Here is a 20,208-nt window from a genome sequence, read left to right as displayed (position 1 = left end):
CCATGGCAGGCCGTCATGGCGGGCTGTTTCTGCTGGTACCTCCCCGTGTGTTGACGCGTTCTTGCGCGCCGCAGGCGGCATGGCTCGGTGTCCAAGTCGCTGACCGAGCACTCTCCGTGCAGCGTGCTGGTGGTGATCACGCACTGAGCTTCGGGCACCCCTGCAGGGGCGGAGGTGGGTTACGGGCAGCAGCCGCCCTGAGTCTGGATCGGCGGGCATTTCACCGAGCCGTAAGAACAAAACACGCAGCAATCGCCGGCCTTGGGCCGCATCAACAACTTGCATGCCGTGCATTCGTAAAAAAACTGGCAGGCGTCTGTGGGCATGGTTTCGAGCTGCGCGTGGCCGCATGACGGACAGCTCAGCAGCGATTCAAGAACAAGCGCGCTCATGGTTGTCTGACGGTCGAAGGGTAGCCCGCGTTTTCAGTGGCTTTGGTCAGCGCGGGCACAGCGGTTTGTGCATCGTCAAAGGTGACGATCGCCTGGCGCTTCTCGTAACTCACCTGGGTGGCGGTCACGCCTTTGACTTTGGACAGCGCCCGCTTGACGGTGATGGGGCAGGTGGAACACGTCATACCCGGTACATCCAGCGTGACCGTCTGAATGGCAGCATGGGCTTGCACGGCAACCATGGACAAGGCGGCGCAGGCGGTGAAGAGGGTCAATTTCTGAAGCAGCATGGTGAATCCTCGGTCAAGGTTTTGGGTCAGTAGAGCAACGGCGCCAGGTAGGGGTAAGACAGGGCAATCAGCACCAGCGCGGCAACCGCCATCAACAAGGCCTTGTAGCCGGTTTGCGCGGCGGGCAGGGCGCAGATGTCTCCGGGCTTGCAGTCGGCTGCAGGCCGGTAGATTCGTTTGGCAGCAAGCAGCAGTGCAAGCAATGCTGCGCCTATGAACCAGGGCCGGTAGGGCTCCAGGCTGGCCAGGTTGCTGAGCCATGCACCGCCCAGACCGACGGACACCAGCAGCAAAGGCCCCAGGCAACAGGCTGAAGCCAAAATCGCGGCCAGGGCGCCCGCAGCCAATGCGGTTTTTGTGGGGTTGTCTGTAGCCATGGGCATGTGCTTGTTGATTGGCATTGACTGTAAACTCTGTACTTATGTACGGAGTCAAGCCCCCCCAAGCAACATTGACAATCGGCCGTCTGGCCAGGGCCGCCGGCGTGAACCTGGAGACAGTGCGCTTCTACCAGCGCAGCGGCCTGATCCACGAACCGGAACGCCCGCCCAGTGGTTACCGCAGCTATGGCAGCGCTGACGTGCTGCGTATCCGCTTTATCAAGCGGGCCCAGACGCTGGGCTTTTCTCTGGAAGAGATCGCCACCCTGCTGCAGCTCGATGAAGCCACGGTGTGCGCCGAGACGCGCCAGCTCGCCTCGCGCAAGCTGGCCATGGTGCAGGCCAGGCTGGACGATCTGGTGAAGATGCAATCGGCGTTGACCGACATGATCCGCCAATGTGACACGTCGCAGGCGGATGGCCGCTGCCCCTTGATTGACGCGCTGTCTGAGGGCTGAGGTCTGGCCTCCATCCGGGTCTGCCGCCCAGGCTTCTAGTGCGTCGGCGCCGTCTGAAAAACAATTTCGCCGCTGGGAATGTGCACCACACGGGTCTCCTGGCAGGTGGGGTCTGCCAGGCTTTTGACAGCCACGGCCACAGCCAGCGAGCGGTCTGTGTAGAGCGGCCTGAGAGCGGTAGGCGGGAACAAGCTGCCTCGTAGCGTGTTCCTGCTTTCAATGCGGTATTGAGCGGGCGCCATGGTGTGTGCCTTGTTGAAGTGATGTGTTCATCTTAGGCAGGTCGCGCGGCCTTGTGATGACATTGCCGCATTTAAAACGTCACGTTGGTAAGCAAAAGAAAGCGCACATCACCCGCTGCCGGTGGATAGCCGGGCCCAGTCAACCGGCCTGCCCGCAAAGGCTGACGGGCCGCCTTAACCGGGCTTACCAGTCTTCCTTGACCGCCAGCACCGCATCGCGGCCCGCTGCTGCGCGTCCGGCCAGCCAGGCCGTGACCGTGCCGGCCAGCACCACCGCCGCGCACAGGCCCAAGAGGCGCGGCCAGGGCAGGGCCAGGTCCATGGTCCAGTGAAAGCTCTGCGGATTGACCACATGCACCAGCACCAGCGCCACGGCCAGGCCCAGCCCCAGGCCGGCCAGGGCACCGGCCAGTGTCCAGGCTGCGCCTTCACCGGCCACCAGCGCCAGAATTTGCCGGCGCGTCAAACCCAGGTGCGCCAGCAGGCCAAACTCTTTGCGCCGCGCCAGCACCTGCGCGCTGAAGCTGGCCGCCACACCAAACAGGCCAAACGCAATCGCCACCGCCTGCAACCAGTAGGTCACGGCAAAACTGCGGTCAAAAATTTTCAGAGAGGTAGCGCGTATCTGGCCACTTGATGCAAACTCGATCAGTTCGGCTGAGCCGGTTTGTGCCAGCGCCAGCGCGCGCACCGCTTGCTGCACAGTGGCGTCGCTGGCGCCGGGCGTCAGCCACAGCGCCACGTCGTTGATGCGGCTGTCGCCGGTCAGCGCCACAAAGTCGCGCTGGTCCATCGCAATGGCGCCAAACTGGCGTGCGTAGTCGCGCCAGACACCGGCCACATAAAACCTGGGGGCTGCAGCGGGTGTTTCATTTGCTCCCGAATTGATAGCTGCTTGCGCAGGTGCAGCAAGGGCCAGGGCCCCAAAAGACTCTGATAGTGGGGCAAACAGCGTGCCGGGGCGTGCGCCGTACAAATCAAGCATGGGCTCGCTCACATAAATACCGATCAGGCCGGGGGGCACCGGCAGGGGCTCGCCCACCAGAGGCAGGCTGGCTGCCGGCTGGTCCAGCTCGCGGGCGATCAGCGCCACTGTGGGTTGGTTGGCGTCCAGCAGCAGCTGCGTGCCGCGCAAGGTGCTGATACGCGCCACACCCGGCAGCTGCGCCAGCGCCTGCACAAAGTCCGGTGGCAAATACGCGGTGTCGCTGGCGGCGCTGCTGTTGGCGGTGCGCACATACAGGTCGGCTGGCAGCACCACGTCCAGCCACTGCGTGACCGAGCCGCGAAAACTCGCCACCATCACCGTCAAGGCGACTGCCAGGCTCAGTGATGCCACCACGCCGCTGACGGCCACCGCCGCGCTGCCACGCACGCGCCGCGCGCGCTCCACCGCCAGCAGCGGCAACAGGCGACGCGCCGCCAGTGGGGCCAGCCGGTCATACAGCAGGGCAATCATCCAGGGCAGCGCGCTGATGCCGCCCACCAGCAGCAGTCCGACCGACAGGTAGGCGCCCAGCGCAATGCCAAATACCGGCGGGCTCAGGGCCAGCAGGGCACCGGCCACCAGCAACAGCAAGCTGAGCCGGTATGGCGTGCCGGCGGCTGGTGGTGCGCCCAGACCTTTGAGGGTTTGCGCCGGTGGCAATTTTTGTGCGGCGCGCGCCGGCCACCAGCCGCCCACCAATGCAGCGGCCACGCCCAGCAGGCCGTACACCAACGCGCTGCTGCCGCTCCACTGCAGTGCCGGCGCCACGGCAGAAAAGTAGCCGCCGCCCAGGTCACCGCCCAGCAAGCGCAAAGCCAGCGCCGCCAGCGCCGTGCCCAGTGTTATGCCTGCCAGACTGCCCAGCATGCCGAGCAGTGCCGACTCCCACAGCACCAGGCGCAGACGCTCGCGGCCGGTCAGGCCCAACACACCGAGCAGCGCAAACTGCTGCGCGCGTTTGGCCACACTCAGCGACAACACCGAAAAAACCAGAAACGCACCGGTGAACAGCGCCACCAGCGCCAGCACGGTCAGGTTGACGCGGTAGGCCCGCGACAGGTTGCTGACCCGCTGGGCGTCGTCGCCGGGTTCGGTGGCGGTGATGCCGGGCGGCAAGGCCAGGGCCGCGACAAAAACCGCGCGGTCGGCGCCAGCACGCAGGCGTATGTCTATGCGCGACAGCTGGCCGATGCGGCTGAACAACTCTTGCGCTGCACCAATGTCCATCACCGCCAGCGGCGCGCCGGAGGCAGCCACGCTGCCTGCCACTTCGGTGTCCAGCCACTGCAGGCCGCTTTGCAGTTGCAGCCGCTGGCCGGGCAGGGCGCCGCGTGCGGCGGCATTGAGAAATACCTGGCCGGGCGACAGCAGCGCCAGGCGGTCAGCACCGGCGGCGGGCAGCGGCATCAGCGCCGGCGCCAGCGCGGCCACCACCAATGCATCCACACCCACCACACGCAGTGCCACACGTTTGCCGTCAGCAGCCAGGGCATAAGTGTTGATCTCCAGCACCGGGCTGGCCAGCGCCACCTGCGCATGGTTGGCCACACGGCCAAACAGCGCCTCGTCAAAGCCGCCGCGTACCGCCCGCAGCTCCAGATCCGGCTGGCCATTGACCGAGCGCACCGCCTGGGAAAACTCGCTGAGCGCCGAGGTGTTGATCAGCTGCACCGAAAACGCCAGCGCCACGCCCAGCATCACCGCCACCACCGCAGCGGCATTGCGCCACTTGTGGTGTATCAGCTCTTGCCAGGAAAAGGTGCGGAGCAGGCGCAGCATGAAGTACTCGGCTATGCAGAGCGCCAGAAGCGCAGCGGCACGCAGGTTTGCAACCGGTGTATGGCCTGCGCCATCAGCGCCGGGTGCAACTCGTGCCCGACGCTGGAGGCGATGTCGCAGGTGGCGTCGGCGCCCAGCGCCATCAGCTCGGCATAGGCCTGCTGGGTCAGCTGCACCGGCACCACGGCGTCTTGCTGGCCGTGCAACAGGTGCAGGGTGGTCAGGCCGGGCGCCTTGTCGGGCAGGGCGGCGTAACGCCCTGAAAATGCCAGCACACGGCCCACCAGGCCATCGTGGGTGTCGCTCAACGCCAGCGCCAGGGTGGCGCCTTCGGCAAAACCGGCGAGGGCTGTGTCGGACTGCAAAATGCCGAAGCGCTCCTGCTGTTGGCGGATGAAGGCGGCCAGCGTGGGCACGGCTTTGGCCACACGCTCGGCCCGGTTGCTGTCGGTCAGCTCAAAGGTCGGAAACCACTGGCGCACGGTTTTGCCCAGATGGATGGCTTCAAACCCTTCGGGCATCACCACCGCAGCTTCGCCAAACGACTCGCCGATGAGTGTGGCCAGTGCCAGCATGTCAAGGGCGGCAGCGCCATCGCCATGCAGCAGCACAAACAGTTGCCGAGGCGCCGTGGCGGGCAGCAGTTCCAGGGTGTCCAGGGGGTCGGGGTTCATGGGCTCTTTTTTTGCTCAGGGGGGTACCCGGCAGCTCAAGGCTGGCGCGGCCGCAGGGCGGGAAGCACATACTCCCGCACGATGCCGGCGGTGTCCCTGCGCTCGTCCGGACGCGAGGTGATCACCACCACCAGCTCGGACGAGGGCACCACATAAATATATTGCCCGCCCAAACCGTTGGCCGCGTAAGACGCCGGGCCGCCCGGATCGGGCAACACCCACCACTGGTAACCATAACGCGCCCACGCCGGCCAGGGGTAGCCCCCCGTGCTTTGCTGGCGTACCGAGGCTTCGGCGAAATCGGCCGGGATCACTTGCTGGCCAGCCCAGCGGCCGCCGTGCAGATAAAGCGCGCCGAACTTGGCCATGTCGCGTGCCGTGAGTTGCAAACCAAAGCCGCCGCGGCTGTGGCCTTGCGCATCGGAGGCCCACTGGTAGCGCGTCACGCCCAGCGCAGGCGCCAGGTGTTTTTCGGCAAACTTGGCGGCACTCATGCCGGTCGCGCGCGACAGGATCACCGAGAGCAGTTGTGAGCTGTGCGAGTCGTAGCGAAAGACCGTACCCGGCTCGCTGGTCACGGGCCTGCGCAGCGCGAAGTTGAGGGGGTCGCCCCTGTCGTTGAAGCGATCGCAGCTGGCGGTGCGCGCTGCAAAACAAGTGTCCCGGGCCTGCTCGTCCCAGTCGAAGCCTGCGGTCATGGTCAACAGGTGCCGCAGGGTGATGTTTCTGGCCTTGGGGTCGGCGTCCGGGGCCAGGGCTTCAGGCAACCAGGTTCTGATTTTCTGGTCGAGGTCATTGATGAGCTTTTCCCGCAAGGCAATGCCTACCAGTGAAGAAAGCACACTTTTGGTCACCGAGTTCACAACGTGCAAGTCGGTGCGGCCCAGACCCTGGCCGTAGTATTCAAAAACCAGCCGGTCGTTGCGCACCACCAGCACGCTGCGGATGTGCGGCGCGCTGCTTTCCAGCCGCTGGCGCAATTGGGCCAGCAGTTCTGCGTTCATGCCCTGCTCGGCTGGCGCTGATTCAATCCATTCCTGCTGGCCCTGTGCCCAGGTCAGGGAGCCGGTCAGCAGCAGCGTGACGGCCAACAGGGAGTGAAGGAAGTGCTTCATCAAAAAACTCCTTCCACAGTCAGTCTGAGGACGCGGTCTGCGCGTTCGGCGGCCGCCCCGGAATGCGTCACCAGTACCAGCGAGGCGCCGTGTTCGCGCGTTTGCGCCACCAGCGCGTCCATCACTTTGGCGGCGGTGGTCGGGTCCAGGTTGCCGGTGGGCTCGTCAGCCAGCAACAGGCGCGGGCGGTGCACCAGGGCGCGGGCAATCGCCACGCGCTGCAACTGCCCGCCCGACAGCTGCTGGGGCAAACGCGCGCCCAGGCCGTCGAGCCCGACTGCCGTCAGCATGGCCTGCACGCGCGCGTCGTCGTGCTGGCCCAGCAGCAGCAGGGGCAGGGCGACGTTTTGCGTCACGTCCAGATGCGGCAGTACATGGAAGGCCTGAAACACAAAACCGACATTGACGCGCCGCAGCAGGGCGCGCTGGTCATCGCCCAGCGTGCCAAGGTCTTGCCCGACGAGGCTGACGCCGCCGGTGTCCCAGTTGTCCAGACCCGCCATGCAGTTGAGCAGGGTGGATTTGCCCACGCCGGATTCACCGACGATGGCGACAAACTCGCCCGCCGCCACCTGCAGCGAGACGTTTTTGAACACGGCGACGTCGCCGTAATACTTGGCGAGATTGGTGACGGTCAGCGTCATGTGTTTTTATCCACGATATCGAGGACCTGTTGCACCGCGCCCGGCCCATCACAGGCCACTACCCGGCGCTCGGGCATGCTGCGCAGCCAGGTGATCTGGCGTTTGGCCAGCTGGCGTGTGGCGGCAATACCCTTGTCGCGCAGCTCTGCCATGGGCGAGCTGCCGTCCAATACCTCCCATGCCTGGCGGTAACCAACACAACGCATGGATGGCAGGTCAGCATGTAAGTCGCCGCGCGCGCGCAGGGCCCGTACCTCGTCCAGAAAGCCGCCTGCCAGCATGGCGTCAAAGCGCTGGGCAATCCGCTGGTGCAGCCAGGTGCGGTCATCGGGCTCCAGAGAAATAATGGCTCCAGCCCTTGCGGGGTCTGCGTAACCAGCTATCGTTTTGGTAGCATTTTTCTGGTGAAAAAACGCCAGTGGCTGGCCGGTAAGGCGAAACACTTCCAGTGCGCGGGATATACGCTGCGAGTCGTTCGGTGCCAGCCGGGCCGCCGTCACCGCGTCCACGGTGGCCAGTTCGGCATGCAAGGCAGGCCAGCCTTTTACGCCCGCCTCGTCCAGCAGCTGGGCGCGCACGGCGGCGTCGGCAGGCGGCATGTCGTCCAGCCCGTCCTGCAAGGCCTTGAGATACAGCATGGTGCCGCCCACCAGCAGCGGCAGCCTGCCGCGTGCGCGGATGTCGTCAATCAGGCGCGTGGCATCGGCCACAAACTCGGCCGCGCTGTAGGCCTGGAGCGGGTCACGGATATCAATCAGGTGGTGCGGTACGGCAGCCAGTTCTGCGGCTGTGGGTTTGGCCGTACCGATGTCCATGCCGCGGTACACCAGGGCCGAATCAACGCTGATGATGTCTACCGGGTGCTGCGCCGCAACCGCCATGGCTGCAGCGGTTTTGCCGCAAGCGGTGGGCCCGGTCAGGGCAATCCAGCGGGGTGCCATCAGGCCCGGCCTGGCGGGGCCGGCTCGCCATGTTTTTGTACCACCGTCCAGGAGATGGCGGCAATGCAGACACTCCAGAAACACACGCCGTAGGCCAGCGGATACACCGTGCCGTCCATGTGGCTGCCAAGCCAGCCACCCATCGCAAAAGCGGCAATCATCATCAGGAAACCACTGAGTGCAGAAGCTGCACCGGCGGCGTGCGGAAACGGCACCACCGCGCCGCTCTGGCTGCAGGGCTGGTGCACGCCATGCGCAAACATGAACAGGTAAAAAGGCAGCAACAGCGCCCAGACGTTGTGCAGACCGGCCCAGGCCAGCGCAGCCATCAGCAGCCCGCCGGCAAGCGTCAGCACGGCGGCAATTGCCACTGAACGGCGTACGCCGAAACGCGGCAGCAGGCGGCGGCACCAGAAGGTGCCAAGCACATACACCAGCGCCATGGAAAACATCACCAGGCCGTACTCTGTTTTGGACAGGCCCAGCACCCGGATAAACACAAAGGACGAGGCGGCCAGAAAGGTGAAGAGGCCGCCGTAAGAGGCAGTTGACAGCAGCGCAAACGCCACAAAGGTCGGGTGCCGCAGGATGGCCCACCAGGTGCGTACCAGCGTGCCGGGCTGAAGTGCGCGCGGGTTTTTGTGCGCCGCGCTTTCTTCAAACCGGAGCGCCACCAGGCCCAGGGCAACTGCCCCAAATACCGCCGTGGCCAGCAGCGCCACGCGCCAGTTGAACAGGTCCGACAGCAGGCCGCCCAGCGGCGCGCTCAGGCAGGCGATCACACCCAGTCCGGTCAGGCCGCGCGACATGGCGCGGGCCGCCGCCAGCGGGGTGTACAGGTCGCGCACGATGGCACGCGCACACATGACGGCCGCGCCCATGGCCGCGCCCTGGACGATGCGCCAGATGATCAGCAATGCCATTGACGGCGCGAACGCGCTGCCGATGGCCGCCAGCACATAAGCACCCAGACCCCACAGCAGAATGGGGCGGCGGCCAAAACGGTCAGACAGCGGGCCCCAGAACAATTGCGACACGCCAAACGCCAGCAGCAAGGCGCTGAGGGTGAGTTGCGATTGCCCCATGCTGGCGCCAAAACCTTCGGTGAGGGCTGGCAGTGCCGGTAGATAGAGGTCGGTGGTGATCGGCTGTATGCCCAGCAACAGCGACAGCAACAGCACCACCAGTGCGGGTGACATGGCGGTAGGCGCCGCACTTTGCGGGGGTATCAGCGGAGAGGCAACAGGGGGCGTGACAGACATTGATCTGAGCGTAGCAGATCGATCCCTTTCCCTGTGGGTCACCGGCGCGCGGTCTTCTGTCTGCGGGTGTTATTTCAAGCTGAACAGCTGCGCCAGCGCTTGCCGGTATTGCGACTGGCCGACCGAGTTGGTGTTGTGGTGCGAGCCACCTTCCACCAGCATGAACAGCTTGGGCTGCGCTGCCGCTTCATACAACTTGCGCCCCAGACTGGGCGCGATCAGCCGATCTTCGCCGCCATGCGCCACCAGCAGTGGCGAGCCGATTTTTCCGACCTTGCGCACCGCCTCAAAACGCTGGGTGATCAGCATCGACACCGGCACCCAACCCCATTTGGTGGTACTGACCACGTCGGCAATCGAGGTGAAAGTGCCTTCCACAATCGTGCCACTTTCGTCATCGACCTCGGTGGCCAGGTGAATCGCAATTGGCCCGCCCAGTGAATGGCCAAACACATAACGCGGCCGGTCCGGGTATTTTTTCGCCAGCCAGTCCCAGGCTGCGCGCGCATCCTGGTAGGCGGTTTCTTCAGAGGGCAGCGCCTGCGTGCTTTTGCCAAAACCCCGGTAGTCCACGCCCAGCACGGAAAAGCCCAGCTCCTGCATGCGGCGCATGCGCGGGGCCGAGCCGGTCACGTTGTAGCGCGCGCCATGCAGGTACAGCAGAACGGGTGCATTCGGCCGCGTCCCCGGCAGCCACAGGCCATGCAGCCGGGCCGTTTCGCCATCGGCCCTGGGCTGGAAGTCGATCCAGACATCTTCCATACCCTCTGCAGCGGCCAGTCCACCGCCCCAGGTGCGGTCGCTGGGCTGGAAGATCCAGGCGCGCTGGCGCTCGTCCAGCGTGCTACAGCCTGCCAGCACGGCAATACCCACGGCCAGCACCATGGCGGCAAAAAGAGTCCAGCGTTTCATGAGCAAGATGGAGTGAGAAAGGCCGTAAAAGTTCGCATGCATGCTGATTGTTGCAGCGTCTTGTAGCCCCCTTGATGTCTGGTTGGTGAAGGTATTAAAAGTATGGGGGCTTGTTCTAAACTGGGGTGATGTCCCCTCAGTTTTCTTCGTCCGACCGCGCTCTGGACCGATCAGGCCTGTCGACTGCTCCTTCCAGTCTCGCCCGCGCCCTCGGCGCGGCAGGGTTGATTCCTTTCATCGCCGGTGCGGCAGCTGTCTGGCTGGTCGGCTTGCAGGACCCACTACCAAGCGCCGCGCTGCTGGCTTACGCCGCGCTGATCGCGAGTTTTCTGGGGGGCATCCATTGGGGTCTGGCCATGCGCGAGGAGGCGGCGGATGCGGTGCAGCTGCTGTGGGGCGTGAGCCCCAGCCTGCTGGGCTGGCTGGCCGTTTTGCTGCCCCCGCGCTGGGGCCTGCTGCTGGCGCCGGCGACCCTGATCGCCTGTTATGCGGTGGATAGTACGCTCTACCGCCGCCTCGGTCTGAGCGCCTGGCTGGGCCTGCGCGCGGGCCTGACTGTGGTGGCCTCGGTGAGCTGCCTGGCAGGCGCACTGGCCTGGTGGCTGCGATGAATCAGGCCGGCAAACCGGCAAGCGCTTAACGCCCGCGCAAAAACAGGCTGTCCAGCTCTTTGACCGTGATCTGCCGCCAGGTTGGGCGACCATGGTTGCACTGGTCCGAGCGGTCCGTGGCTTCCATCTGGCGCAGCAGGCCATTCATTTCGTCCAGGGTCAGCTTGCGGTTGGCGCGCACTGCGCCGTGGCAGGCCATGGTGGACAGCAACTCGTTTTGGGCGCGCTGGATCACGGTGCTGGCCTCGTGCTGCGCCAGCTCGGCCAGCACGCTGCGCGCCAGTTCCACTGCATCACCCTGGGCCAGACTGGTCGGTACGGCACGCACCGCCAGCGTGCGCGGCGAAAACGGCGTGATCTCCAGGCCCAGCGCCTGCAAGGTGTCGATGTGCGCCTCGGCTGCTGCCACCTCTTGTGGCGATGCCGCAAAGGTGGCCGGAATCAGCAGCGGCTGGCTGCTGATGCTGGCCGTGTCCATCTGGTTTTTCAGGCGCTCATAAACAATGCGTTCGTGCGCCGCATGCATGTCCACCACCACCAGTCCCTGGGTGTTTTCAGCCAGGATGTAAATGCCCTGCAACTGCGCGATGGCGCGGCCCAGCGGCCAGTCGCCGGGGGGCAGGTCGCTCGCACCCGTTCGGGCTGAGCTGGTCGAAGCCTCTGGACTGTGAAACCCTGCAACAGCCTCTGGGCGAGTGGGGTTTGGTGAGGGCCACATCGCCTCAAAGTCTGAGACATGGGGGCTCGCCCTGTAGACCTGATTTGCTCCGAAATTAATAGCTGGTTGCGCCCATGGGGAAAGGGCTGGAGCCTGATTTGACTCTATAGTTGCAACGGCCAGCGCGGCGGCTGCCGCTCGCGGTGCAGCCAGCGCGTTTTCAACCGCATGCCGCACCGCCTGGTGGATCTCGCGGCTGTCGCGAAAGCGCACCTCTATCTTGGTCGGGTGCACATTGACGTCTACCCTCGTCGGGTCCAGGCGCACGTAGAGCGCATACACCGGCTGGCGGTGGCCGTGCAACACGTCTTCGTAGGCGCTGCGTGCGGCATGGGTCAGCACCTTGTCGCGCACATAACGGCCATTGACGTAAGCAAACTGCTGGTCGGCCCGGGATCGCGCCGCATCCGGGATGCCGGCCCGGCCGGTGACGCGCACCTGGCCTGAGCTGTAGTCCACCGCCACGCTTTGGGCCAGCAACTCGCTGCCCAACACATCGGCCAGACGCCGCTCGTGCGCGTCATCACCCGCGCAGGCACGCCACTGTTCCACCAGCTTGCCTTCGTGCCAGATGGCAAAACCGACATCGGGCCGCACCATGGCGTGACGCCGCACCGCTTCAATGCAATGCGCCAGTTCGGTGGCATCGGTTTTGAGAAACTTGCGGCGCGCCGGTGTGGCGAAAAACAGCTCGCGCACCTCCACGGTGGTGCCGCGGCTGCGCGCCGCCGGGCTCAGCTCCCCCGTGCGGCCATCCAGCAGCCATGCATGGCCCGCAGGGTCGCCGTCATCGGTCCGCGACAGCAGGCTCATGTCGGCGATCGAATTGATCGCAGCCAGCGCCTCGCCCCTGAAGCCCATGGTGCCGACGGACTCCAGGTCTTGTAGCGACGAAATCTTGCTGGTGGCATGGCGCCGGAGCGCGACGGCCAATTCGCCCTGCGGAATGCCCGAACCGTCGTCCTCGACAGCGATCAGCCGCACCCCGCCGGCCTGTAGCCGCACCGTGACCTGCTTGGCGCCCGCGTCCAGCGCGTTGTCCACCAGTTCGCGCACCACCGAGGCTGGGCGCTCCACGACCTCGCCAGCAGCAATCTGGCTGATCAACTCGTCGGGTAGTTCGCGGATGGGGCGGCGGGGAGGGGGGGATTGGGGCACTTGGGGATTTTAGGGGAAGTGTTTTTTTCGTTTCTGATGCTTCGAATGGTTGTGGTTTGGCTGCTTGCCTGGGGAGCGTCGCCCTTTTCGCAAGCTAGCCCGCTTGATGTTCCTCTAACAAGCCGGGGCGAGACCCGGCTTGTTCGAAGTGCTTGCCAATATAAGCTGGCAAAGGCTGAAGGAATTTCACCATGTCAAAATCCCCCCCATGGAAATTCTCGCCTTTCTAATGGACTTCATCCTCCACGTGGACAAACACCTGGAGGCTTTCACCCGCAGTTACGGCATGTGGGTCTATGCCCTGCTGTTCCTGATTATTTTTGTGGAGACCGGTGTAGTGGTCATGCCCTTTTTGCCGGGGGACTCGCTGCTCTTTGTGGTGGGCGCCCTGTGTGGCATTGGCCTGCTGAGCCTGCCGTTGGCCATGGGGCTGCTGGTGGTGGCTGCGATTCTGGGTGACCAGTGCAATTATTCGGTGGGACGTTACTTTGGCCCCAAGGTGTTTCAGTGGGAGCAGTCGCGCTTTTTCAACAAACGTGCGTTTAACCAGGCGCATGATTTTTACGAACGTTATGGTGGCATCACCATCATCCTGGCGCGTTTCATGCCTTTTTTACGCACCTTTGCGCCCTTTGTGGCGGGTGTGGCCGAGATGAACCGCGCGAAGTTCACCGCCTACAACGTGGTGGGTGCATTGATCTGGGTGGTGGGTCTCACCAGTGCCGGCTACTTCTTCGGAAATCTGCCGTGGGTGCAAGCCAACCTGAGCAAAATCATCTGGGCCATGATTTTGATCCCGGGCGTGGTCGTGCTTTACGGCGCCTGGAAGGCCAGCCGCCGCAAACCCACCCCAGCTTAGGGTTTACCGTGGCGTGACGCGGCTTGACAGTGGCGGGCTGCGGTAGTCGGGCTGGATGCGGCAGCCCTTGCCGTACGTGGCCTCATAGCCGCGGCAGAGGGCCAGCACTTTCTGCGGCGTGGGTTTGTCGCCCTTGTTGACCCAGTCCAGCAGCGCGGTAAACATCGCGGGGTATTGCGCTTCTGCCAAGTAGCTGTGTTCGGATTCGTCCGTGAAGGTCTGCATCAGCAGGTGTCCGGTGCCGGCGCGCTCACGCACATCCCGGTAGGCCGATTCCAGCTCGACAAAGGCGGTCGGGTCGTTTGCAGCGTGCAGGGTGAGGGTCGGCACATTCACCCGCCCGTCGGGTGCGCTGTCTTTGGCTAGTTCGGCCACGGCTTGCGGATCGGCCTTGTAACGCAACACACCGGCGTTGAGGGCGGCATCGTTGGGCGAGCCGCTGTACACCGCCGTTGAGTTGTCAAACGGGTTGCGATTTCCCAGGCGCAGCTGCGTCAGGTCGCGAAACAGCCAGGTGGCGAAGTTCAGGTGACCGATCAGGGATTGCTCGCGGATATTCACCACTCGGGTGATGGTGGAGAGATTGGCAGCTTGCTGCGCGCTGCGTTGGGCGGCAGGTTTGCGCACCCCCGTGCAGTCGTCGATCCGTGACTGCAGTTCGGCGCGGGTCAGGGTGGCATCCATTGGCAAGCCCTGCCAGAGGGGATATTGCACCTCATCGGGTTTGGGATGGTTTTTGCACACGTATTGATAAACCGCCCGCAGATCGAGCCGGAAGGTGTAGGCCAGCTGCCCCCCACCGAATACGCTGTTGGTCAGAAGCACGCCATCGTAGGGGCCGCGCTGGCCGGCCGCCGTGGCATAAATTTCTGCGGCTTTGGAAGCCACGCCGCCACCGTAACTTTGTCCGTGCAGCAGCGTGCGGCGGGCCGCGCCAAAATGCTGCACAAAAATCTGTCGCAGGCGCTCGGTATCTTCTGCGGCCATGGTCACGCCGTAGCCGCCACGGCGGTAACTGGAGCCAGCCCAGGCATAACCAGCCTTGACAGTCACCGCCCAGCGTTTGAGGTCTTCTTCACTGCGTTCGGCTTTGGCGGGACCGGTGTCGGCCGGCCCGCCGTGGGCATGCATCACCAGTACCTGTTTGTCCCAATTGGCGGGGATGGCGATACGGTAAAACGCACCGCGCCCATCTTCACCGCCATAACATCGTGCCCCGCCAGGAATCTCGGCCGGGCAGGCCTGCAGTTGTGGTGGTGGGGCCTGGACACGCGGTGCTGCGCAGCCGTAGCCGACCCACACAACGCAAGCAAGGATGGAATAAAGGGGCAGATTCAGATTCATGTCGCGATGTTAAGCGGCGTTGAGGCGCGGGACATGCTGGAAAACCAGTGGGTCCCTGGCGCCCCTTGGTCAAAAGTAGTAAGTGAGCGTATTATTTATCCCAAAGCGGTGCCAGATGGCTGCCGCGCCGGAGACACTTGCAGATGAACGCACCACAAACCCTTTCACGCTGGAGCCAGCCTGGCTCCAGCCGCGTGCCCTTTTGGGCCTACACCGACGCCCAGCTGTATCAGCGCGAGCTGGATAAAATTTTTTATGGCCCGCACTGGGGTTACGTCGGGCTGGAGGTCGAAATCCCCAACACCGGCGACTTCAAGCTCAGCCATGTGGGCGAGCGCCAGGTGATTCTGGTGCGCGACCGGGTGGCGCCCAAAGACCGGGCCACGGACCACGGCATACGCGTGGTTGAAAACCGCTGCGCGCACCGCGGTGTGCGCTTCTGCCAGAACCCGCAAGGCAATGCCCGCAGCTTTGTCTGCCCCTACCATCAGTGGACCTACAAGCTCAACGGCGACCTGGCCGGCCTGCCTTTCAAGGACGGCGTGAAAGACGGCGACTGTATCAACGGGGGCATGCCTGAAGGCTTTGACCTGAAAGAACACGGCCTGACCAAACTGCGTGTTGCTGTGCTGCACGGACTGGTGTTTGCAAGCTTCAGCGAGGCGGCCGAGCCGCTGGAAGACTATCTGGGTGCGAACGTCATGCCCTGGCTGGACCGCATCTTCAAGGGCCGGCAGCTCACGCTGCTGGGTTACAACCGCCAGCGTATTCCGGGCAACTGGAAGCTGATGATGGAAAACATCAAGGACCCCTACCACCCCGGCCTGCTGCACACCTGGTTTGTGACTTTTGGCTTGTGGCGTGCCGACCAGAAAAGCCGCATGGTGATGGATGCGCATGGCCGTCATGCGGTGATGATTTCGCGCCGCAACGAGGGTGGGCAGGCGGCGGTGACAGAAGGCGTGACTTCGTTCAAGGCCGGCATGACGCTGCACGACGACCGGCTGCTCGACGTGGTGCCCGAGGCCTGGTGGAAGGTGGATGACCCATCGAACCCCGGCAGCGACATCACGCCGACCGTGACCATGATCACGCTGTTTCCCGGCCTGATCATCCAGCAGCAGGTCAACTCGCTGAGCACGCGCCACATCGTGCCGCGCGGCGAAGGCGAGTTTGACTTTGTCTGGACCCATTTCGGTTTTGCCGACGACCCGCCGGAGATGACCCAGCGCCGCCTGCGCCAGGCCAACCTGTTCGGTCCGGCGGGTTTTGTCAGTGCTGACGACGGCGAGGTCATTGAGTTCAGCCAGGACGGGTTCCGACAGGCCGGCGTGACCGGCTCCACCTTGTGTGAGCTCGGCGGTACCGGTACCGAGATGACGGAGCACATGGTGACAGAGACCTTGATCCGCAGCATGTATGCCTACTGGAAGAAGGTGATGGCGGAGGCTGCGGTATGAGCGGCGTGGCACTGGAGCGCCTGCAACTGCAGCACGAGGTGGACCAGCTTAACGCCGCGTATGCCGCAGCCCTCGATGAAAAGCGGTTTGATGCCTGGCCGGAATTTTTCCTCGAGGACGGGCGCTACACGCTACAGGCGCGCGAAAATTTTGACCGTGGTTTACCGCTGGCGCTGATGGACCTGGAGAGCCAAGGCATGATGAAGGACCGGGTTTACGGCATCACCCAGACGATTTACCACGGCCCGTATTACACACGGCATGTCATCAGTCCGGCGCAGGTGCTGGACGTCGAAGGCGACGTGGTGAACGCGCAAGCCCATTACGCGGTGTTTCGCACCCGGCCGGCAGGTGTCAGCGAGGTCTACAACGTCGGGAGGTATGTTGACCAGATCGTCCGCACGCCCGAAGGATTGAGGTTTCGGTCCAGGCTATGCGTCTATGACAGCGAGATGATCCTGAACTCGCTGATTTATCCCGTTTGATAAATACAAAAACCCTCTGCCGCCCGGACGGGGCGAGAGAGGGTTTTGTTTGCAGCAGACCCGTTCCGGTCTGCTTGCTGCTTAGCGTTTCTGGTCCTGCTTCTTGCCGATTTCGCTGCCGATCACCGCGCCGGCTGCCGCGCCGCCCACGGTGCCCAATGTGCCGCCGCCCAGTGCACTGCCGGCTACGCCACCCAGAACAGCGCCGGTGCCGGTGCCGATTTGCTGGTTCGTCAGAGAAGTGCCACAGCCTGTCAGGGCGATCAGGGATGCTGCTGCGGCTGCCATCAGAAGTTTCGTTGTCATCGTGTTCACCTTTGTCGGATTGCAGGCAAATCGCAAAAAGAGTTCGAATGAAGTCTTGGCGTTACCTGTAGCTCGACTTTAGGTTTCAGACCGCGCCGGACCTGTAGGAAAGCGCCTGCGTGTTCTGTCGTCTGTCCGCGTCAGCGCGCAGCAGATTTTTGCGGTTATAGGGGCCGATTGCGTGCCAGTGGCGGATTTTTTGCGAAGTAACGGCCGATACCGCGCATCAACGCGTCGGCAAGCTGTATCTGGTAGTCGTCGCTGCGCAGTTTGGCCTCTTCGTCGGGGTTGCTGATAAAAGCGGTTTCGACCAGGACACTCGGAATGTCAGGCGCCTTGAGCACGGCAAAACCGGCTTGCTCAACGCGTGGTTTGTGCAGCTTGCCCACGCTGCCGATCTCGCCCAGCATGGCGCCGCCCAATTTGAGGCTGTCGTTGATCTGCGCCGTGGTGCTCATGTCGAGCAGGGCTTTTTGCACCTGCGCGTCCTTCGCCTTGACGTTGACGCCACCGACCAGGTCGGCTGAATTTTCCTTGTCCGCCATCCAGCGTGCTGAACTGCTGGAAGCGCCCTTGTCACTGAGCGCAAAAACACTGGCCCCTTGTGGTCGCGGCGTGAAAAACGCATCGGCGTGGATGCTGATGAACAGGTCGGCCTGCACGCGCCTGGCTTTTTGCACGCGGATATGCAAGGGCACAAAAAAGTCCGCGTCGCGCGTGAGGTAGGCGCGCATGTTCGGCACGGCGTTGATACGGTCGCGCAGGCGCAGCGCGATCTGCAGCACCACGTCTTTCTCGCGCGTGCCGCCCGGGCCGATGGCACCGGGGTCTTCGCCGCCGTGGCCGGGGTCCAGCGCAACGATGATGAGCCGGTCGGTCTTGTTGCGGCTGCCGGCACCGGCACCCACCGTTTCGGGCGGCGGGCTGGGGGCCGCTGCAACGGCGGGTGATTTGTCTGCGGCGGGCGGCGGGGTGGCAAGTGCTGGCCGCTCCGATTGTTTGGCGATCAGGTCGCCCAGGGGGTCTACGGTCTGAGCCGCTGCGGTCGGGGGCCTGTCCTTGAGCCGCTCCGCAATCAGGGTTTCCAGTGGGTCAACGACGTGCGTGGGGTAGAGATCAAACACCAGGCGGTGCTGGTAGGCCGCAACCGGCTGCAGGGCGAACACCTGCGGCATCATGGGCTGCTTGAGCTCGACCACCAGACGCACCACGCCCGGCGCGTTCTGCCCGACACGGATGCCGGCGATGTTTGGGTCGGAAGGCTTGACCTTGGCGACCAGCTCGCGCAGCGCCGGGATCAGGTCAATGCCTTCGATGTCCACCGCCAGGCGCGGCGGCTCGGCGATGAAGTAGTACTTGGTCTTCAGGCCCGCGTCGGACTCTATGGTGACGCGGCTGTAATCCTTGGCCGGCCAGACCCGCACCGCCAGGATGGTCAGGCCGCGGGCAATCTGCTGCACGCCCAGGAGCAGCACCAGGCTGCCCATCTGCAGTGCGCCGCGTCGGCTCAGTCCGCCCTGGTTGCTCATGGGAGTAGCGCCGCGCCGGCGTCGGTGTGTGCGGTGAGGGTGACGGCGCGTGCGTCGTCGTCCTGCAGCTCCAGCGCCATGTCCAGATCGGCGGGCGGCAGGTGATCGCCGGCTTTTTCCGGCCATTCGACCAGCTTGAGGCCGGGGCTGGCGAAGATGTCGCGAAAGCCGGCTTCTTCCCATTCGTCGGGGTCATTGAAGCGGTAGAAATCGAAATGCCAGATGTTGAGCGGTCCGCCGGGCGCGTCGTCAACGGTATAGGGCTCGACCACCGCATAGGTCGGGCTCTTGATACGACCCGTCACACCCATGGCCGTGAGCAGGTGCCGCGCAAAGGTGGTTTTTCCGCTACCCAGATCGCCGTGCAGCTCGATCAGCACGTCGCTGCTGGCTTTGTCCTGCAGCTTCGCGGCCAGGGCTGCGGCAAACGCCTGCGTGTCAGCCTCGGTCGCCCAGGCAATACTTTTTACAATGAGCGGGTGATCGTTACTAGCCATCAATTCGTTTCTCAAATTCAAACGTGGGCGCGCGAGCTTGGATTTTCGCAAATTGGTATTGCAGGCGTTGATCTGTCATCGGCGGAACCCGGATTATCGGCCTGGCTGGCCGCTGGCTTTCATGGTGACATGAATTACATGGCGGCTCACGGCCTCAAACGTGCACGCCCGGCAGAGCTGGTGCCTGGAACCGTCAGCGTCATCACAGCGCGCATGGACTATTTGCCAACGGCCACGCCGCAGGCGCCGGGGCAGTGGCAGGCCATGGAACTGGCGCGGCTGGATCGGCCCGGTGAAGCGATTGTCTCGGTCTATGCGCGGGGCCGCGACTACCACAAGGTCATGCGTGCAAGGCTGCAGAAGCTTGCCGAGCGCATCGCAGGCCATGTGCAGCCTCTGGGCCATCGTGCCTTCACCGATTCTGCGCCGGTGCTGGAGGCCGAACTGGCTTCGCGCAGCGGACAGGGCTGGCGCGGCAAACACACGCTGCTGCTCAACCGCGAAGCCGGCTCCATGTTTTTCCTTGGTGAAATTTATGTCGATGTGGCGCTGCCGCCCAGCGATGCGGTGACCGAACACTGCGGCAGCTGCAGCGCCTGCATCACCATATGTCCAACGCAGGCGATTGTGGCGCCGCACAAACTGGACGCACGACGCTGCATCTCTTACCTCACGATCGAACATGCTGGTGCGATTCCGCTCGAACTGCGGCCCCTGATTGGCAACCGCATCTACGGCTGTGACGATTGCCAGCTGGTGTGCCCCTGGAATAAATTTGCGCAGCGCAGCGCACTGCCTGATTTTGACGAGCGCGAGGGCCTGACCGGCCAGCAACTGACCACCTTGTTTGGCTGGACCGAAGAAGAATTTTTGCGCTATACCGAAGGCAGCGCGATCAGGCGTATTGGGCATGAGCGCTGGTTGCGCAACATCGCCGTCAGCATGGGCAATGCCATCCACGCAGGCGCGGACCAGGCGGGCACTTTGCGGGCGGCCTTGATGGCGCGGCGTGATCATGCCAGTGAGGTGGTGCGGGAGCATGTGGAGTGGGCGCTTTCCATACCAATTATGAATCAAATCGGCCTCCAGCCCTTGACTGGCTTGCGTGAGTAGCTCCTGATTTTGTAGCATTTTGTGCGGCTTCAGACCTTCTCCCTATAATCC

The 20,208-nt window shown here is 63.9% G+C and carries 22 protein-coding genes; 6 read left to right on the top strand and 16 right to left on the bottom strand.

Annotated elements, in window-relative coordinates; all coding sequences use genetic code 11:
* Window positions 1-179: 179 nt before the first annotated feature.
* Genes Q8L50_RS01840 through merT form a run of 3 tightly spaced genes read right to left on the bottom strand, consistent with a single transcriptional unit; the run spans window position 180 to window position 1,059 of the window.
* Window positions 180-392 (bottom strand): GDCCVxC domain-containing (seleno)protein, encoded by a 213-nt coding sequence (locus Q8L50_RS01840; RefSeq protein WP_305346938.1) that lies wholly within the window; start codon window positions 390-392, stop codon window positions 180-182.
* Window positions 389-682 carry a mercury resistance system periplasmic binding protein MerP gene (gene merP, locus Q8L50_RS01835; protein ID WP_370869716.1) on the bottom strand — a complete coding sequence of 98 codons (294 nt, stop codon included), beginning with the start codon at window positions 680-682 and terminating at the stop codon, window positions 389-391. Before merP ends, Q8L50_RS01840 begins: the two co-directional genes overlap by 4 nt.
* Window positions 683-708: 26 nt before the next feature.
* Window positions 709-1,059 carry a mercuric ion transporter MerT gene (merT, locus tag Q8L50_RS01830; protein WP_305347012.1) on the bottom strand — a complete coding sequence of 117 codons (351 nt, stop codon included), beginning with the start codon at window positions 1,057-1,059 and terminating at the stop codon, window positions 709-711.
* Between the two features lie 44 nt (window positions 1,060-1,103).
* Between merT and merR the strand changes: the two genes are divergently transcribed.
* Window positions 1,104-1,520, top strand: a complete 417-nt coding sequence (gene merR, locus Q8L50_RS01825; RefSeq protein WP_305346937.1) for an Hg(II)-responsive transcriptional regulator — start codon at window positions 1,104-1,106, stop codon at window positions 1,518-1,520.
* A gap of 35 nt (window positions 1,521-1,555) precedes the next feature.
* On the opposite strand, the gene Q8L50_RS01820 is transcribed toward merR, so the two are convergent.
* The 8 genes from Q8L50_RS01820 to Q8L50_RS01785 all read right to left on the bottom strand — a co-directional run bounded on the left by Q8L50_RS01820 (window position 1,556) and on the right by Q8L50_RS01785 (window position 10,077).
* Window positions 1,556-1,762, bottom strand: coding sequence for a hypothetical protein (locus Q8L50_RS01820; RefSeq protein ID WP_305346936.1), 207 nt, complete (start codon window positions 1,760-1,762; stop codon window positions 1,556-1,558).
* A gap of 184 nt (window positions 1,763-1,946) precedes the next feature.
* Window positions 1,947-4,529 carry an ABC transporter permease gene (locus tag Q8L50_RS01815; protein WP_305346935.1) on the bottom strand — a complete coding sequence of 861 codons (2,583 nt, stop codon included), beginning with the start codon at window positions 4,527-4,529 and terminating at the stop codon, window positions 1,947-1,949.
* Window positions 4,530-4,540: 11 nt separating this feature from the next.
* The gene (ypfH, locus tag Q8L50_RS01810; protein WP_305346934.1) at window positions 4,541-5,203 is read right to left on the bottom strand and encodes an esterase; all 663 of its coding nucleotides are present in this window, start codon (window positions 5,201-5,203) and stop codon (window positions 4,541-4,543) included.
* A gap of 35 nt (window positions 5,204-5,238) precedes the next feature.
* Entirely contained in the window at window positions 5,239-6,318 is a 1,080-nt protein-coding gene (locus Q8L50_RS01805) for a serine hydrolase (protein ID WP_305346933.1), read from the bottom strand.
* Window positions 6,318-6,962, bottom strand: coding sequence for an ABC transporter ATP-binding protein (locus tag Q8L50_RS01800; RefSeq protein ID WP_305346932.1), 645 nt, complete (start codon window positions 6,960-6,962; stop codon window positions 6,318-6,320). Before Q8L50_RS01800 ends, Q8L50_RS01805 begins: the two co-directional genes overlap by 1 nt.
* A complete protein-coding gene (gene miaA / locus Q8L50_RS01795) occupies window positions 6,959-7,903 on the bottom strand; it encodes a tRNA (adenosine(37)-N6)-dimethylallyltransferase MiaA (protein ID WP_305346931.1) in 945 nt (314 codons plus the stop codon). The genes Q8L50_RS01800 and miaA overlap by 4 nt, the downstream gene beginning before the upstream one ends.
* Window positions 7,903-9,102, bottom strand: coding sequence for a multidrug effflux MFS transporter (locus Q8L50_RS01790; protein WP_370869715.1), 1,200 nt, complete (start codon window positions 9,100-9,102; stop codon window positions 7,903-7,905). The genes miaA and Q8L50_RS01790 overlap by 1 nt, the downstream gene beginning before the upstream one ends.
* 132 nt (window positions 9,103-9,234) lie before the next feature.
* Window positions 9,235-10,077: an alpha/beta hydrolase gene (locus Q8L50_RS01785; RefSeq protein WP_305346929.1), complete on the bottom strand. Its 843-nt coding sequence runs from the start codon at window positions 10,075-10,077 to the stop codon at window positions 9,235-9,237.
* 128 nt (window positions 10,078-10,205) lie between these two features.
* On the opposite strand from Q8L50_RS01785, the gene Q8L50_RS01780 reads away from it, so the two are divergent.
* Window positions 10,206-10,688, top strand: coding sequence for a DUF3429 domain-containing protein (locus Q8L50_RS01780; RefSeq protein ID WP_305346928.1), 483 nt, complete (start codon window positions 10,206-10,208; stop codon window positions 10,686-10,688).
* A gap of 25 nt (window positions 10,689-10,713) precedes the next feature.
* Here Q8L50_RS01780 and mutL read toward each other — a convergent pair whose 3' ends face one another.
* Window positions 10,714-12,564: a DNA mismatch repair endonuclease MutL gene (gene mutL / locus Q8L50_RS01775; RefSeq protein WP_305346927.1), complete on the bottom strand. Its 1,851-nt coding sequence runs from the start codon at window positions 12,562-12,564 to the stop codon at window positions 10,714-10,716.
* 208 nt (window positions 12,565-12,772) lie between these two features.
* Here mutL and Q8L50_RS01770 point away from each other — a divergent pair, with 208 nt between their 5' ends.
* On the top strand, window positions 12,773-13,423 hold the full coding sequence (locus Q8L50_RS01770) for a DedA family protein (RefSeq protein WP_305346926.1): 651 nt from the start codon (window positions 12,773-12,775) through the stop codon (window positions 13,421-13,423).
* A gap of 3 nt (window positions 13,424-13,426) precedes the next feature.
* On the opposite strand, the gene Q8L50_RS01765 is transcribed toward Q8L50_RS01770, so the two are convergent.
* Window positions 13,427-14,767, bottom strand: a complete 1,341-nt coding sequence (locus Q8L50_RS01765; protein ID WP_305346925.1) for a S9 family peptidase — start codon at window positions 14,765-14,767, stop codon at window positions 13,427-13,429.
* Window positions 14,768-14,910: 143 nt separating this feature from the next.
* Here Q8L50_RS01765 and Q8L50_RS01760 point away from each other — a divergent pair, with 143 nt between their 5' ends.
* Together Q8L50_RS01760 and Q8L50_RS01755 are read left to right on the top strand one after the other, a co-directional pair.
* Window positions 14,911-16,227 (top strand): aromatic ring-hydroxylating dioxygenase subunit alpha, encoded by a 1,317-nt coding sequence (locus tag Q8L50_RS01760; RefSeq protein WP_305346924.1) that lies wholly within the window; start codon window positions 14,911-14,913, stop codon window positions 16,225-16,227.
* Window positions 16,224-16,712, top strand: coding sequence for an aromatic-ring-hydroxylating dioxygenase subunit beta (locus tag Q8L50_RS01755; RefSeq protein ID WP_305346923.1), 489 nt, complete (start codon window positions 16,224-16,226; stop codon window positions 16,710-16,712). The genes Q8L50_RS01760 and Q8L50_RS01755 overlap by 4 nt, the downstream gene beginning before the upstream one ends.
* Before the next feature lie 81 nt (window positions 16,713-16,793).
* Here Q8L50_RS01755 and Q8L50_RS01750 read toward each other — a convergent pair whose 3' ends face one another.
* From Q8L50_RS01750 to tsaE, 3 genes are all read right to left on the bottom strand, one after another.
* Window positions 16,794-17,018 (bottom strand): glycine zipper 2TM domain-containing protein, encoded by a 225-nt coding sequence (locus Q8L50_RS01750; RefSeq protein ID WP_305346922.1) that lies wholly within the window; start codon window positions 17,016-17,018, stop codon window positions 16,794-16,796.
* Window positions 17,019-17,182: 164 nt separating this feature from the next.
* A complete protein-coding gene (locus tag Q8L50_RS01745) occupies window positions 17,183-18,547 on the bottom strand; it encodes an N-acetylmuramoyl-L-alanine amidase (RefSeq protein ID WP_305346921.1) in 1,365 nt (454 codons plus the stop codon).
* Window positions 18,544-19,044 carry a tRNA (adenosine(37)-N6)-threonylcarbamoyltransferase complex ATPase subunit type 1 TsaE gene (tsaE, locus tag Q8L50_RS01740; RefSeq protein WP_305346920.1) on the bottom strand — a complete coding sequence of 167 codons (501 nt, stop codon included), beginning with the start codon at window positions 19,042-19,044 and terminating at the stop codon, window positions 18,544-18,546. The genes Q8L50_RS01745 and tsaE overlap by 4 nt, the downstream gene beginning before the upstream one ends.
* A 15-nt stretch (window positions 19,045-19,059) precedes the next feature.
* On the opposite strand from tsaE, the gene queG reads away from it, so the two are divergent.
* Window positions 19,060-20,157 carry a tRNA epoxyqueuosine(34) reductase QueG gene (gene queG / locus Q8L50_RS01735; protein WP_370869720.1) on the top strand — a complete coding sequence of 366 codons (1,098 nt, stop codon included), beginning with the start codon at window positions 19,060-19,062 and terminating at the stop codon, window positions 20,155-20,157.
* The last annotated feature ends 51 nt before the right edge of the window (window positions 20,158-20,208 follow it).

This window comes from Polaromonas sp. (genome assembly GCF_030680935.1).
Taxonomy (GTDB): Bacteria; Pseudomonadota; Gammaproteobacteria; order Burkholderiales; family Burkholderiaceae_C; genus Polaromonas.
The sequence above is the reverse complement of the archived record's forward strand: the minus strand, read 5'-3'. Positions and strand labels throughout refer to the sequence as shown.

What these genes read in the sequence shown, in the direction of transcription:
- Q8L50_RS01840 (WP_305346938.1), bottom strand. Translation starts at nt 392, where the DNA reads ATGAGCGCGCTTGTTCTTGAATCGCTGCTGAGCTGTCCGTCATGCGGC.
- merP (WP_370869716.1), bottom strand. Translation starts at nt 682, where the DNA reads ATGCTGCTTCAGAAATTGACCCTCTTCACCGCCTGCGCCGCCTTGTCC.
- merT (WP_305347012.1), bottom strand. Translation starts at nt 1,059, where the DNA reads ATGGCTACAGACAACCCCACAAAAACCGCATTGGCTGCGGGCGCCCTG.
- merR (WP_305346937.1), top strand. Translation starts at nt 1,104, where the DNA reads ATGTACGGAGTCAAGCCCCCCCAAGCAACATTGACAATCGGCCGTCTG.
- Q8L50_RS01820 (WP_305346936.1), bottom strand. Translation starts at nt 1,762, where the DNA reads ATGGCGCCCGCTCAATACCGCATTGAAAGCAGGAACACGCTACGAGGC.
- Q8L50_RS01815 (WP_305346935.1), bottom strand. Translation starts at nt 4,529, where the DNA reads ATGCTGCGCCTGCTCCGCACCTTTTCCTGGCAAGAGCTGATACACCAC.
- ypfH (WP_305346934.1), bottom strand. Translation starts at nt 5,203, where the DNA reads ATGAACCCCGACCCCCTGGACACCCTGGAACTGCTGCCCGCCACGGCG.
- Q8L50_RS01805 (WP_305346933.1), bottom strand. Translation starts at nt 6,318, where the DNA reads ATGAAGCACTTCCTTCACTCCCTGTTGGCCGTCACGCTGCTGCTGACC.
- Q8L50_RS01800 (WP_305346932.1), bottom strand. Translation starts at nt 6,962, where the DNA reads ATGACGCTGACCGTCACCAATCTCGCCAAGTATTACGGCGACGTCGCC.
- miaA (WP_305346931.1), bottom strand. Translation starts at nt 7,903, where the DNA reads ATGGCACCCCGCTGGATTGCCCTGACCGGGCCCACCGCTTGCGGCAAA.
- Q8L50_RS01790 (WP_370869715.1), bottom strand. Translation starts at nt 9,102, where the DNA reads ATGTCACCCGCACTGGTGGTGCTGTTGCTGTCGCTGTTGCTGGGCATA.
- Q8L50_RS01785 (WP_305346929.1), bottom strand. Translation starts at nt 10,077, where the DNA reads ATGAAACGCTGGACTCTTTTTGCCGCCATGGTGCTGGCCGTGGGTATT.
- Q8L50_RS01780 (WP_305346928.1), top strand. Translation starts at nt 10,206, where the DNA reads ATGTCCCCTCAGTTTTCTTCGTCCGACCGCGCTCTGGACCGATCAGGC.
- Q8L50_RS01770 (WP_305346926.1), top strand. Translation starts at nt 12,773, where the DNA reads ATGGAAATTCTCGCCTTTCTAATGGACTTCATCCTCCACGTGGACAAA.
- Q8L50_RS01765 (WP_305346925.1), bottom strand. Translation starts at nt 14,767, where the DNA reads ATGAATCTGAATCTGCCCCTTTATTCCATCCTTGCTTGCGTTGTGTGG.
- Q8L50_RS01760 (WP_305346924.1), top strand. Translation starts at nt 14,911, where the DNA reads ATGAACGCACCACAAACCCTTTCACGCTGGAGCCAGCCTGGCTCCAGC.
- Q8L50_RS01755 (WP_305346923.1), top strand. Translation starts at nt 16,224, where the DNA reads ATGAGCGGCGTGGCACTGGAGCGCCTGCAACTGCAGCACGAGGTGGAC.
- Q8L50_RS01750 (WP_305346922.1), bottom strand. Translation starts at nt 17,018, where the DNA reads ATGACAACGAAACTTCTGATGGCAGCCGCAGCAGCATCCCTGATCGCC.
- Q8L50_RS01745 (WP_305346921.1), bottom strand. Translation starts at nt 18,547, where the DNA reads ATGAGCAACCAGGGCGGACTGAGCCGACGCGGCGCACTGCAGATGGGC.
- tsaE (WP_305346920.1), bottom strand. Translation starts at nt 19,044, where the DNA reads ATGGCTAGTAACGATCACCCGCTCATTGTAAAAAGTATTGCCTGGGCG.